We start from the raw sequence: 12,537 nt of genomic DNA, 5'->3' as shown, positions 1-12,537 counted from the left end.
TACCATAATACTTGCACACGCGCTATATCTGCAAACGATGGCAATCGCGGGCCCTGCTGCACCTGGCCGTAGCACCTCACCGCCCCCGCCCAAAGGCTGGTGCGCCCTCTCCCTGCTGCACGGGAGGATCGAGTCCCACCGCACTCCGGAGAGGACGGCCATCTGCAGTTGAAGCAGGTGGCCGACGCGGTCGTCCTCAGCCAGAGCGCGCGCCACCACCCGTCTGGTCACCCGCCTTGCGGACCACGGGTTGCTGACGCGCTACCTGTGCCGCACCGACCGGCGGGGCATCTGTACGGACGTCACCGAGACGGGCTTGAAGCTCCTCGCGGAGGCATGGCCGACCAACGACACCGCCCTGCGCGAGGCGCTCGACGAAGCCGCGAGGAACCCCGAACTGGCCCCGCTGGTCCGGGTCGTGGAGTCCCTGCGCGTTCCCGCGGAGGCTTGAGCCGTTCCCGCCCCGCACCTCCGCATAGGCTGAGCCCATGGGAGATCTTGAAATACGCCCCGCCACCGCGGACGACGTTCCGGCGATCGTCGCGATGCTCGCCGACGACCCTCTCGGCGCCCAGCGCGAGTCACCGGACGACCTGACTCCGTATCTGTCGGCCCTGGAACGCCTGAGCCGCGATCCGAACCAACGCTTGATGGTGGCCGAGCGGGAGGGCCGGGTCGTCGGAACCCTCCAGCTCACGCTCATCCCCGGGCTCTCCCGCAAGGGCGCGACGCGCTCGATCATCGAGGCCGTCCGTATCCACGCCGACGAGCGGGGCAGCGGCCTGGGAACGCAGTTCATCGAGTGGGCGGTCGAGGAGTCCCGGCGCCAGGGCTGCCGGCTCGTCCAGTTGACCTCGGACGCCTCCCGCACCGACGCCCACCGCTTCTACGAGCGTCTCGGCTTCGAGGCCTCCCATGTGGGCTTCAAGCTCGCTCTGTGAGGGGCGGGGACGCCGTGTTTCACGTGAAACATGGCGCCCCTCGGCACCCGCTACGGGATGCCCCGCCACCCTTCCGGATCCACTCCGCCCGGCACCGGAGCCCCCTCGTCGTACGGCTGACGCGTGAACACGAACGACCCGAGGTCCAGATGACTCACACCCCCGTCCGGGCGCCGTACGGCCTGCAGCAGTTCTCCGGCGTAGTAGCCCTCAAGGCCGGTCCAAGTGCCGTCACCATTGGCCCTGAACCGCGAGCGCCGGCCCTTCCCGGACAGCGGCTCCAGTGAGACGAACCCGTCGGCCGTCAGCCGCAGCGCGAAGGCATGCGTCCCCCAGTACCACTGCCCCGCCAACTCCAGCACGGCCGGATCGACTTCGGTCAGCGGCTGCCAGGGGTCGGGAATCCGCGGCTCGGCCTCGGCCACGATGTGTACGAGGTCGGCGGCGACCAAGGAGAGCAGCGGCCCCGACGTGCAGTTCGCGAGCACCACAGCCGCGACGTCGTCGCTCTCGCTGAAGAAGAGGCTCGCCAGGAAGCCCGGCAGCGAGCCGGAGTGCCCCGCGAGCAGTCTGCCGTTCCGGTGCTGGATCTGAATCCCCAGCCCGTACGCGACCCCTTCGGCGACATCCGCGGCCTCGCCCGGCGCGGCCGGCGTCCGCATCTCCCGTACGCTCTCCGCACTCAGCACTCGGTCGTCCCCCTTGACCAGGAAGGTCGCGAACCGCACCAAGTCTGCTGTGGTGGACCACAGTTGCCCGGCCGGAGCCATCCGGCCGAGGTCCTCCGCGGGCTCCGGCAGCATCACATCGGCCCACGGGTGCACCGCCCAGCCGCCCGCGTGCGGCGCCTTCGGCCGCCCGCGCGTACGGCTCAGGCCCAGGGGTTCGAGCACTTCCCGCCGCAGTACGTCCTCCCAGGGCGCACCGCGTAGCTTCTCCACCAGCGCGCCCAGCAGGGTGTAACCGGGGTTCGAGTAGTGGTGGCGGCGGCCGACCGGATGCAGAAGGGGCTGTTCACCCAGCACATCGGAGAGTTCGGGCCGCATCGAGCCGGGCGTCCGCTCCCACCAGGGCCCTGGCGACTCGGCGGCCAGTCCGCCCATATGGGCGAGCAGTTCGGCGACCGTGGCCTCCCCCGCACCGGTCCCGGGCAGATGCTTCTCCAAGGCATCACCGAGGTCGAGCAGCCCCTCGTCGCGCAGCCGCATGACCAGAACGGCCGTGAAGGTCTTGGTGATCGAGCCGATCCGGTACTGCACGTTCTCGTCCGGCCCATGCCCCTCGACCGAGGTCCGCGCCCCGTGCCAGACGGCGCGCCCGTCCCGTACGACCGCCGCGACCAGCGAGGGCGTCCGACCCTCGGACTGGGCCACGGCGATCCGGTGCAGCAGCGCCCGTCGGGTCCCGGGCAGCAACTCTTCCTGAGGTGTCGTCATGCCCACAGTCCACCCCGAGTGGCCTGTGGGAGTCGAGCGCATTACCTGCGCCGCCGCACTTCGTCATGGGCCCCGGCGGCGCCGGACGGCTTGGGAAGCGCTGCCTCACCCAGTGGCTACCGGCCCGCTTCGTCCCGGAGGGTGGCCAGAGCGTTGTCGATGCGTCGCAGTCGGGTTTCGGGCTTCTTCGCGCTGTCGATGGCGAGCACGTGCTGCCGCTTGCGGCCCTGGGGCAGACGGTCGTAGGCGGCGCGGGCGACCGGGGCGGCATCCAGGACGCGGGCGAAGTCCTCGGGCTCGACCACGACAGGGGGCTCGGTATCGAGCTCCAGCCCGACCTCGACCTCGTCGCCGGTTTCGACGCCGGCGGCCTGCCGGTTGGCGTTGCTGAGGCCGAGCAGGTAGCGGCCGCGCATGATGGCGACTCTGCTCTTCCATGTGTGGCCGCTGACCGTGATGGTCACGGGCGGCCGCTTGCCGCCACAGAGCGCCTCCACGACCTCGGGCGGCACCTCCAGGCCCTTCATGGGCTCCGGAGGCTCGACATGGGCCCGGAACTTCATGCCGCGGGCTCCCACTGGAACCCGTCGGGGTCGGTGAAGGTCCCGGCGTCGCCGCCGATGGTGAGCCGGTGGGACCCGTTGCCCTCCGGCGGGCCTCCGGCGACCTTGGCCAGGCCCCGACGTCCGTACAGGGACAGCTTGACGGCACTCGACGAGCCGTCGAACTCGACGTACTTGCCGCCGAAGCTCTTCGCGACCGTGAGGTCGCGCTCGACGTAGAACCGCTTGGTCGCGGCCATGTCCGAGACGCCCAGCAGAAGAACAATCTCATCGATGTCCCGGCTGTCCGGGCCGGTGTCCTTCTTCGACGAGCTTGCGAGCTGCCAGGTCGTCCCGTCCGGGGACTGCACGACGCCGCCGTAGCCCCACAACGACTTCTTGGCGGGCTTCAGCGCGGTGGCGCCGGCGTCCAGGGCGGCACCGAAGAACCCGTTGACGATCGGCGGCTGGGACACCACGAGCGACACCGTGAACCCGCGGAAGCCGGACGTCGGCTCCTCCGAGGCCCGAAGCCGCACTTGTCCGCTCAGGCCGAAGGCATCCGTATAGAAACGCTCGGCAGCCGTGGGGTCGGCCACCTCAAGGGTGAGGCAATCGATGGAGGTCATGACGTAGACGCTGGTGCCGCGACAGGCAACCGGCGCTTCTTGAATCCTGACCGGCGGTGCGGGCTTGCAGGCTCGCTGAGCCACCGAGCACGAGGACAACATGCGAGCTCGGATCGCGCACCAATGAGTTTCCCGCGCCGCGCCGGTCTGTACGCGCGAGACCGACTCACGGAAGGCTGGCGCCATGCGGAAACTGATCTACGGCATGAACCTGAGCCTGGACGGCTACATCGCCGCGCCCGGCGACGACATCGGCTGGAGCGTGCCGAGCGACGAGCTGTTCCAGTTCTGGTCCGACCAGTTGCAGGCGACCGACCTGACGCTGTACGGGCGCAAGCTGTGGCAGACGATGAGCTCCTACTGGCCTGCCGGCGACCAGCAGCCCAACGCCACGCCGGCGGAGATCGAGTTCGCGCGCCGCTGGCGGGACATGTCGAAGGTGGTGTTCTCCTCGACGATCGACAAGGTCGACTGGAACACCCGCCTGGTCACCGGCGACGCGGTCGCCGAGATCACCCGGCTCAAGGCCGAGGACGGCGGCCCGATGGACATCGGCGGCGCGACGCTCGCCGGGGCGGCCATGCGGGCCGGCCTGATTGACGAGTACGTGCTGGCCACCGCGCCGGTCCTGGTGGGCGGCGGCACGCCGTTCTTCACCGCGCTGGACAGCTGGGTGAACCTGAACCTGGTGGAGACGCGGACGCTTCCCTGCGGCGTGATCCTGACCAGGTACGAGACGAGGCGCTGAGCAGCAGCAACCACGCGCTGGTCTCTCGGTGATGTCGTACGCCCTCGGTACGACACGGCCCGTGACAATACGACCTCAGCCGCGAGACCCTACAGCTCTGGGATCAGGTCTGCGCCATGTCGACGAAGCGCGAGTAGTGGCCCTGGAAGGCCACCGTGATCGTCGCCGTGGGGCCGTTACGGTGCTTGCCCACGATGATGTCGGCCTCGCCCGCGCGCGGCGACTCCTTCTCGTAGGCGTCCTCACGGTGCAGAAGGATCACCATGTCGGCGTCCTGCTCGATGGAGCCGGACTCACGCAGGTCGGACACCATCGGCTTCTTGTCCGTGCGCTGTTCGGGCCCACGGTTGAGCTGCGAGAGCGCGATCACCGGGACCTCCAGCTCCTTGGCCAGGAGCTTGAGGTTACGGGACATGTCCGAGACCTCCTGCTGACGGCTCTCGGAGCGCTTGGAACCACCGGACTGCATCAGCTGCAGATAGTCGATGATCACGAGCTTGATGTCATTGCGCTGCTTCAGCCGGCGGCACTTCGCGCGGATCTCCATCATCGACAGGTTCGGGGAGTCGTCGATGTAGAGCGGCGCGGCCGAGACCTCCGGCATCCGGCGCGCCAGGCGCGTCCAGTCCTCGTCCGTCATGGTGCCGGAGCGCATGTGGTGCAGGGCCACCCGCGCCTCGGCCGACAGCAGGCGCATCGCGATCTCGTTGCGCCCCATTTCCAGGGAGAAGATGACGCTCGCCAGGTTGTGCTTGATCGACGCCGCCCGCGCGAAGTCCAGGGCGAGCGTGGACTTGCCCATGGCGGGACGGGCCGCGATGACGATCATCTGGCCCGGGTGCAGACCGTTGGTGAGCGAGTCGAGGTCCGTGAACCCGGTGGGCACACCGGTCATCTCGCCGGTACGCGACCCGATCGCCTCGATCTCGTCGAGCGCGCCCTCCATGATGTCGCCGAGGGGCAGATAGTCCTCGCTGGTGCGCTGCTCGGTGACCGCGTAGATCTCGGCCTGCGCGCGGTTGACGATCTCGTCGACGTCGTCGTCGGCCGCGTATCCCATCTGGGTGATGCGAGTGCCTGCCTCCACAAGACGGCGCAGCACGGCACGCTCGTGGACGATCTCCGCGTAGTACTCGGCGTTCGCCGCAGTCGGCACCGTCTGGACGAGGGTGTGCAGATACGAGGCGCCGCCGACCTTGTTGATCTCGCCGCGCTTGGTGAGCTCGGCGGCGATGGTGATCGGGTCGGCCGGCTCGCCCTTGGCGTAGATGTCGAGGATCGCCTGGAAGATCGTCTCGTGCGCGGGCTTGTAGAAGTCATGGCCCTTGAGGACCTCGACCACATCCGCGATGGCGTCCTTGGACAGGAGCATGCCGCCGAGGACGGACTGCTCGGCGTCGAGGTCCTGGGGCGGAACCCGCTCGAAGGCCGAACCGCCCCCGTCCCACTCGCGGTTCTCCCGGCCGCGGTCGTGCTGCTCGTCGCGGCCCCGGCCCCCGTCACCGCGGCGACGGGAAGCAGGCAGACGATCACTGGGCCCGCTGTCGGCCCACGGGTCGTCCAAGGGCTCGGAAATACTCACCGAGCCACCTCCTCCCGTCCGCCGAGCGGACCTCGCGTGCCTCTCATTTCTACGGCACGCCACTGACAACCAAGAGGCCCAACTCCGGTTCTTGCGCGTCGGTTTTGTGTCGTTTTCTCGACCGACGGACGGAGCGGGCGCCGCACCACGGTAGGCCTGTCTGCACCGTCAGCCAATCTGGTTATCCACAGGCCATGTGGACGACGCCCCGGATGCTGTGGAGAACTCCTCAAAACCTGTGCACGACACGGTGGACAGCCCTGTGAACAAGCCGCAGCGCTTAACAAGAGTCCCCCTCTGACCTGCTCCTTTCCCATCCACCGGCTGTGCAGAAGAAAAACTTTCCCAGTCGGCTCAAGATCACTTCGAACGGTGCGCGAGAGCACACACCCTGAGACGAAGAGTAAGGGTCACTCTTCCATTGCATCTCTTACCTGTGGACGATTAGATTGGTGCTCGTGACACAGGCTCCCGCGACCCCCAAGGCCATCCGCCGCCGACACGATCGAGAGATCATCGCGCTGGCCGTCCCGGCCTTCGGCGCCCTCGTCGCCGAGCCCCTCTTCGTCATCGCCGACAGCGCGATCGTCGGCCACCTCGGCACCGCCCAACTCGCCGGCCTCGGCGTCGCCTCCGCGCTCCTCATGACCGCCGTGAGCATCTTCGTCTTCCTTGCCTACGCCACCACCGCGGCCGTCGCCCGACGCGTCGGCGCCGGCGACCTCCAGGCCGCCATCCGCCAGGGCATGGACGGTATCTGGCTGGCCCTCATCCTCGGGGCCGGCGTCATCGTCGTAGTGCTGCCCACGGCACCGTTTCTCGTGGAACTCTTCGGTGCCTCGGACACGGCAGCCCCACAGGCGACCACCTATCTCCGGATCTCCGCACTCGGCATACCGGCGATGCTCGTCGTCCTCGCCGCCACCGGCGTCCTGCGCGGACTCCAGGACACCCGAACCCCGCTGTACGTCGCCATCGCGGGCTTCGTCGCCAACGCCGTCCTCAACGTCGGCCTCGTCTACGGCGCCGACCTCGGTATCGCCGGATCCGCCTGGGGCACCGTCATCGCCCAGTGCGGCATGGCAGCCGCCTATCTTGTGGTCGTCGTCCGCGGAGCCAGCAAGCACCAGGCCTCCCTGCGCCCCGACGCCGCCGGGATCAGGGCCTCCGCTCAGGCCGGTGTCCCTCTGCTGGTCCGGACGCTCTCGCTGCGGGCGATCCTGATGATCGCCACCGCCGTCGCCGCCAACCTCGGAGACGCCGACATCGCAGCCCATCAGATCATCCTGTCCCTCTGGAGCCTGCTCGCCTTCGCTCTCGACGCCATAGCCATCGCCGGGCAGGCGATCATCGGACGCTATCTCGGCGCGAACGACGCCGAGGGCGCCCGCGCCGCCTGTCGCCGCATGGTGGAGTGGGGCATCGCGGCCGGTGTCGTACTGGCCCTGCTCGTGGTGATCACCCGCCCCCTCTTCCTGCCCCTGTTCACCAGCGACCCGGTAGTGAAGGAAACCGCGCTGCCCGCCCTGCTCATGGTGGCGCTCTCCCAGCCGATCTGCGGCGTGGTCTTCGTCCTGGACGGCGTCCTGATGGGCGCGGGCGACGGGCCGTATCTGGCGTGGGCCATGGTGCTCACCCTGGCCGTGTTCACTCCGGTCGCCCTCCTCGTCCCCGTTCTCGGCGGCGGACTCACCGCAGTCTGGGGAGCGATGACGCTCATGATGACGGTCCGCATGCTGACCCTCTGGCTCCGCGCCCGCTCGGGCCGATGGATCGTCACGGGCGCGACGCGCTGACTGTTTCACGTGAAACCGACGTTTCACGTGAAACATGGCCGAGGAACAGGCACGAAGAAGGGGCCGCACCCCACGGGCACGGCCCCTTCCCTCAGCTCTTCAAACCGAGCGCAGCGATCAGGCCGCGACTACCTCGATGTTGACCTTGGCGGCAACCTCGGGGTGCAGACGCACGGACGTCTCGTGGGCGCCCAGGGTCTTGATCGGCGCGCCGAGCTCGATGCGGCGCTTGTCGACCTCGGGGCCACCGGAAGCCTTGATCGCCGAGGCGATGTCGGCCGGGGTGACGGAACCGAAGAGTCGACCGGCGTCGCCGGAGCGGACGGCCAGGCGGACCTTGACACCTTCGAGCTGGGCCTTCACAGCGTTGGCCTGCTCGATGGTCTGGATCTCGTGGATCTTGCGAGCACGACGGATCTGCTCGACGTCCTTCTCGCCACCCTTGGTCCAACGGATCGCGAAGTTCCGCGGGATCAGGTAGTTGCGAGCGTAACCGTCCTTGACGTCGACGACGTCGCCCGCGGCGCCGAGGCCGGAGACCTCGTGGGTGAGGATGATCTTCATTAGTCGGTCACCCTTCCCTTATCGCGCGGTGGAGGTGTAGGGCAGCAGCGCCATCTCACGGCTGTTCTTGACGGCCGTGGCGACGTCACGCTGGTGCTGCGTGCAGTTGCCGGTCACGCGGCGGGCACGGATCTTGCCGCGGTCGGAAATGAACTTCCGCAGCATGTTCGTGTCCTTGTAGTCCACGTACGTGACCTTGTCCTTGCAGAAAGCGCAGACCTTCTTCTTAGGCTTGCGCACAGGCGGCTTCGCCATGGTGTTTCTCCTGTGTGATCAAGAAGTTGGGGTACGACCCACCCTCGGCCCGAAGGCCTAGAAGGGGGGCTCGTCCGAGTAGCCGCCGCCGGCGCCGCCGCCGGAGCTTCCACCCCAGCCACCGCCGCCGCCCTGCTGGCCACCGGCGGGAGCGCCGGTCGCCCACGGGTCGTCGGCAGGAGCGCCGCCACCCTGCTGACCGCCGCCGGGGCCACCGCCCCAGCCGCCGCCGCCACCCTGGGCGCCGCCGCCACCGCCGCCGAAGCCACCGCCCTGCTGGCCACCGCGGCCGGCGGTCTTGGTGACCTTGGCCGTGGCGTTGCGCAGGCTGGCGCCGACTTCCTCGACGTCCAGCTCATAGACCGTGCGCTTGACGCCCTCACGGTCCTCGTAGGACCGCTGCTTCAGCCGGCCCTGCACGATGACGCGCATGCCTCGCTGGAGCGACTCGGCGACGTTCTCCGCCGCCTGACGCCAGACCGAACAGGTCAGGAACAGGCTCTCGCCGTCCTTCCACTCATTGGTCTGACGGTCGAAGGTGCGGGGAGTGGACGCGACACGGAACTTCGCGACCGCCGCACCGGAAGGGGTGAAGCGCAGCTCGGGGTCGTCGACAAGATTGCCGACGACCGTGATGACGGTCTCGCCTGCCATGGGGGAACCTCTCGGCGGGTTTGCTGCTGGCTGCTTGTGCTGCTACTCGAAATCCCGAGATCAGCTGAGCGGGAGGCTCAGTGGGTCTCGGGGCGGAGGACCTTGGTCCGGAGGACCGACTCGTTCAGGTTCATCTGGCGGTCGAGCTCCTTGACGACCGCAGGCTCGGCCTGCAGGTCGATGACCGAGTAGATGCCCTCGGGCTTCTTCTTGATCTCGTACGCGAGACGACGACGGCCCCAGGTGTCGACCTTCTCGACCTTTCCGTTGCCCTCACGGACGACGGAGAGGAAGTTCTCGATCAGGGGGGCGACAGCGCGCTCCTCCAGATCGGGGTCGAGGATGACCATCACCTCGTAGTGACGCATGTGGAACCCACCTCCTTTGGACTCAGCGGCCACGGTCGTTCCGTGGCAGGAGGGTTGTGATGCGTACGCAACGGTATCGGCGACCACTGACAATCGGGGCCCCTCTGGGGAGCCCCGGCTATGAGGTGGGCAGACACTGCTGCAGACGGTACAGACTACCCGCACACCCGCTTCCGGTTGAAATCCGGCCGTGAGCGTCGACAATCTGGATACATCGGGTGTGTATGGCGCTACGATGCGCCGCCTTCCGCAGGAGGTGCCCTATGGCACAGACAATGCGACCCAACACCGTCGGAGGCCTCTTCGCCACGGACGGAAAGCCCCACCCGCTCCAGGACACGCTGCTCGCGGTGACCCTGGTGCTGGGCATCACGTCTTTCGTCACAGCGATGTTCCACGACCTGCATCTGCTCAGCTCCTGGACCGGCCTGGTGGGGCTCGCCACCGGCGCCTACGGCCAGTGGATCTCGGAGACGACGCGGGAGCGCTTCGGCCTGATCGTGGGCCTGGGCGCCGCGGGCGTCGGCTTCTTCCTGGGTATGGCGCACGGCGGTCTCTTCGGCGGGGTCATCGGCTGACGCCATAGACGCCCCTCCCGGACCGCTCTGACACCGTCGCCGTTCGCCCCGGTGGCCCACAGGCCGGGGCGAAGCTGCCGTATGCCCAGTCAGGCCGCTCGTGAGGCGCAGTAGGCTTCGGCGCGAGAGCCGGAGCCCCTGAACCCATGGGGACACACCAGCCCGAGGAGCGCCCCGAATGAGCCTGACCCTGAGGACGATCAGTCGCGAGCAGCATCTGGCATACATCCAGAGTCTGCCGGCGGCGAGCCACATGCAGGTTCCGGCCTGGGCCGACGTCAAGGCAGAGTGGCGCTCCGAGAACCTCGGGTGGTTCGACGACCGGACCGGTGAGATGGTCGGCGCGGGCCTGGCCCTCTACCGCCAGCTGCCCAAGATCAAGCGCTACCTCGCCTATCTGCCCGAAGGCCCGGTCATCAACTGGTTCGCGCCAAATCTGACCGACTGGCTGGAACCGATGCTCGCGCACCTGAAGCAGCAGGGCGCCTTCTCCGTGAAGATGGGCCCGCCGGTGATCATCCGGCGCTGGGACGCCAACTCCATCAAGCAGGGCATCCAGAACCCGGATGTGAAGCGGCTGCGCGACATCGAGGCCGACTTCATCGAGCCGCGCGCCTTCGAGGTCGCCGACAAGCTGCGCCGTATGGGCTGGCAGCAGGGCGAGGACGGCGGCGCCGGATTCGGCGACGTACAGCCCCGCTATGTCTTCCAGGTGCCGCTGGCCAACCGCTCCCTGGAAGAGGTCCACAAGAACTTCAACCAGCTGTGGCGCCGCAACATCAAGAAGGCCGAGAAGGCCGGCGTCGAGGTCGTCCAGGGTGGCTACCACGACCTTGAGGAATGGCAGCGGCTCTACGAGATCACGGCCGTGCGCGACCACTTCCGGCCCCGCCCCCTGGGGTACTTCCAGCGCATGTGGACGGCCCTCAACACCGAGGACCCCAACCGCATGCGGCTGTACTTCGCGCGGCACAACGGCGTGAACCTGGCCGCTGCGACGATGCTGGTGGTCGGCGGGCACGTCTGGTACTCCTACGGCGCCTCCGACAACATCGGCCGTGAGGTCCGGCCCTCGAACGCGATGCAGTGGCGGATGCTGCGCGACGCCTACGCGCTCGGCGCGACCGTCTACGACCTGCGGGGCATCTCCGACTCGCTGGACGAGTCCGACCACCTCTTCGGCCTGATCCAGTTCAAGGTGGGCACGGGCGGCCAGGCCGCCGAGTACCTCGGCGAGTGGGACTTCCCGCTGAACAAGCTGCTCCACAAGGCGCTCGACATCTACATGTCGCGCCGCTGAGCCACAGGCATTTGCTCCGATAGCTTCCATACCTCTGATACACCGCAGCCACCAGAAAGGTTCCAGGTCCGGCCATGGCGCTCACGCTCTACGTCGACACCGCGCGCTGGCGGGCGCACCACAAGCACGTGCAGGAGCAGTTCCCGGGCCTCGTCCCGGTCTGCAAGGGCAACGGCTACGGCTTCGGGCACGAGCGTCTCGCGGAGGAGGCCACCCGGCTGGGCTCGGACGTCCTCGCCGTGGGTACGACGTACGAGGCCGCGCGCATCAAGGACTGGTTCGGCGGGGACCTGCTGGTGCTGACGCCCTATCGACGCGGCGAGGAGCCGGTGCCGCTGCCCGACCGGGTCATCCGCTCGGTGTCCTCGATCGACGGCGTGTACGGCCTCGTGGGGGCCCGGGTGGTCATCGAGGTGATGTCCTCGATGAAGCGGCACGGGGTGAGCGAGCAGGATCTGCCGCAGCTGCACTCCGCCATAGAGAACGTCCGTCTTGAGGGCTTCGCCATCCACCTGCCGCTGGACCGCACCGACGGCTCGGACGCCGTCGAGGAGGTCATCGGCTGGATGGACCGCCTGCGCGCCGCGCGGCTGCCGCTGCACACGATGTTCGTCAGCCACCTCAAGGCCGAGGAACTCGCCCGGCTCCAGCAGCAGTTCCCGCAGACCCGCTTCCGTGCCCGGATCGGCACCCGGCTGTGGCTCGGGGACCACGAGGCCACGGAGTACAGCGGCGCGGTCCTGGACGTCACCCGCGTCTCCAAGGGCGACCGCTTCGGCTACCGGCAGCAGAAGGCGGCCTCCGACGGCTTCCTGGTCGTCGTCGCGGGCGGAACATCCCACGGGGTGGGCCTTGAGGCCCCCAAGGCGCTGCACGGCGTCATGCCGCGCGCCAAGGGCGTCGCCCGGGCCGGTCTCGCCACCGTCAACCGGAACCTTTCTCCGTTCGTCTGGGGCGGCAAGCAGCGCTGGTTCGCCGAGCCGCCGCACATGCAGGTCTCCATCCTGTTCGTCCCGGCCGATGCGCCGGAGCCGAAGGTCGGCGACGAGCTGGTGGCCCATCTGCGCCACACCACCACGCAGTTCGACCGCATCGTCGACCGCTGAGCCACTCTCTCCAGGGCAACAGAAGGGCCGTGCACGGG

The 12,537-nt window shown here is 68.4% G+C and carries 14 protein-coding genes and 1 pseudogene; 7 read left to right on the top strand and 8 right to left on the bottom strand.

Annotated features, from left to right (window positions below; all coding sequences use genetic code 11):
- Window positions 1-37: 37 nt before the first annotated feature.
- Window positions 38-451 (top strand): annotated as a pseudogene (locus RMT89_RS06440) (MarR family winged helix-turn-helix transcriptional regulator).
- 37 nt (window positions 452-488) lie between these two features.
- Window positions 489-941, top strand: coding sequence for a GNAT family N-acetyltransferase (locus RMT89_RS06435; RefSeq protein WP_315882938.1), 453 nt, complete (start codon window positions 489-491; stop codon window positions 939-941).
- 50 nt (window positions 942-991) lie between these two features.
- On the opposite strand, the gene RMT89_RS06430 is transcribed toward RMT89_RS06435, so the two are convergent.
- From RMT89_RS06430 to RMT89_RS06420, 3 genes are all read right to left on the bottom strand, one after another.
- Window positions 992-2,377, bottom strand: a complete 1,386-nt coding sequence (locus tag RMT89_RS06430) for a serine hydrolase domain-containing protein (protein WP_315882937.1) — start codon at window positions 2,375-2,377, stop codon at window positions 992-994.
- A 116-nt stretch (window positions 2,378-2,493) separates the two neighbouring features.
- Window positions 2,494-2,940: a YdeI/OmpD-associated family protein gene (locus RMT89_RS06425; RefSeq protein ID WP_315882936.1), complete on the bottom strand. Its 447-nt coding sequence runs from the start codon at window positions 2,938-2,940 to the stop codon at window positions 2,494-2,496.
- Window positions 2,937-3,548, bottom strand: a complete 612-nt coding sequence (locus tag RMT89_RS06420; RefSeq protein ID WP_315882935.1) for a glyoxalase — start codon at window positions 3,546-3,548, stop codon at window positions 2,937-2,939. The genes RMT89_RS06425 and RMT89_RS06420 overlap by 4 nt, the downstream gene beginning before the upstream one ends.
- Window positions 3,549-3,732: 184 nt before the next feature.
- On the opposite strand from RMT89_RS06420, the gene RMT89_RS06415 reads away from it, so the two are divergent.
- Window positions 3,733-4,296 carry a dihydrofolate reductase family protein gene (locus RMT89_RS06415; RefSeq protein WP_315882934.1) on the top strand — a complete coding sequence of 188 codons (564 nt, stop codon included), beginning with the start codon at window positions 3,733-3,735 and terminating at the stop codon, window positions 4,294-4,296.
- Window positions 4,297-4,399: 103 nt separating this feature from the next.
- On the opposite strand, the gene dnaB is transcribed toward RMT89_RS06415, so the two are convergent.
- The gene (gene dnaB / locus RMT89_RS06410) at window positions 4,400-5,878 is read right to left on the bottom strand and encodes a replicative DNA helicase (protein WP_315882933.1); all 1,479 of its coding nucleotides are present in this window, start codon (window positions 5,876-5,878) and stop codon (window positions 4,400-4,402) included.
- 458 nt (window positions 5,879-6,336) lie between these two features.
- Here dnaB and RMT89_RS06405 point away from each other — a divergent pair, with 458 nt between their 5' ends.
- The gene (locus RMT89_RS06405; RefSeq protein ID WP_315882932.1) at window positions 6,337-7,674 is read left to right on the top strand and encodes an MATE family efflux transporter; all 1,338 of its coding nucleotides are present in this window, start codon (window positions 6,337-6,339) and stop codon (window positions 7,672-7,674) included.
- Between the two features lie 117 nt (window positions 7,675-7,791).
- Here the strand turns inward: RMT89_RS06405 and rplI are convergent, their stop codons facing one another.
- The 4 genes from rplI to rpsF form a co-directional block, all read right to left on the bottom strand.
- Window positions 7,792-8,238 (bottom strand): 50S ribosomal protein L9, encoded by a 447-nt coding sequence (gene rplI, locus RMT89_RS06400; RefSeq protein WP_095756004.1) that lies wholly within the window; start codon window positions 8,236-8,238, stop codon window positions 7,792-7,794.
- 18 nt (window positions 8,239-8,256) lie between these two features.
- A complete protein-coding gene (gene rpsR / locus RMT89_RS06395; protein ID WP_003949403.1) occupies window positions 8,257-8,493 on the bottom strand; it encodes a 30S ribosomal protein S18 in 237 nt (78 codons plus the stop codon).
- A gap of 57 nt (window positions 8,494-8,550) precedes the next feature.
- Window positions 8,551-9,147, bottom strand: coding sequence for a single-stranded DNA-binding protein (locus RMT89_RS06390; protein ID WP_315882931.1), 597 nt, complete (start codon window positions 9,145-9,147; stop codon window positions 8,551-8,553).
- A gap of 77 nt (window positions 9,148-9,224) precedes the next feature.
- Window positions 9,225-9,515, bottom strand: coding sequence for a 30S ribosomal protein S6 (gene rpsF / locus RMT89_RS06385; RefSeq protein ID WP_003956532.1), 291 nt, complete (start codon window positions 9,513-9,515; stop codon window positions 9,225-9,227).
- 263 nt (window positions 9,516-9,778) lie between these two features.
- Between rpsF and RMT89_RS06380 the strand changes: the two genes are divergently transcribed.
- The 3 genes from RMT89_RS06380 to RMT89_RS06370 all read left to right on the top strand — a co-directional run bounded on the left by RMT89_RS06380 (window position 9,779) and on the right by RMT89_RS06370 (window position 12,499).
- Window positions 9,779-10,093, top strand: a complete 315-nt coding sequence (locus RMT89_RS06380; protein WP_315882930.1) for a hypothetical protein — start codon at window positions 9,779-9,781, stop codon at window positions 10,091-10,093.
- Window positions 10,094-10,271: 178 nt separating this feature from the next.
- A complete protein-coding gene (femX, locus tag RMT89_RS06375; RefSeq protein ID WP_315882929.1) occupies window positions 10,272-11,393 on the top strand; it encodes a peptidoglycan bridge formation glycyltransferase FemX in 1,122 nt (373 codons plus the stop codon).
- A gap of 74 nt (window positions 11,394-11,467) precedes the next feature.
- Window positions 11,468-12,499 carry an alanine racemase gene (locus tag RMT89_RS06370; RefSeq protein ID WP_315882928.1) on the top strand — a complete coding sequence of 344 codons (1,032 nt, stop codon included), beginning with the start codon at window positions 11,468-11,470 and terminating at the stop codon, window positions 12,497-12,499.
- The last annotated feature ends 38 nt before the right edge of the window (window positions 12,500-12,537 follow it).

It is taken from the genome of Streptomyces sp. P17, assembly GCF_032436805.1.
Taxonomy (GTDB): Bacteria; Actinomycetota; Actinomycetes; order Streptomycetales; family Streptomycetaceae; genus Streptomyces.
The sequence above is the reverse complement of the archived record's forward strand: the minus strand, read 5'-3'. Positions and strand labels throughout refer to the sequence as shown.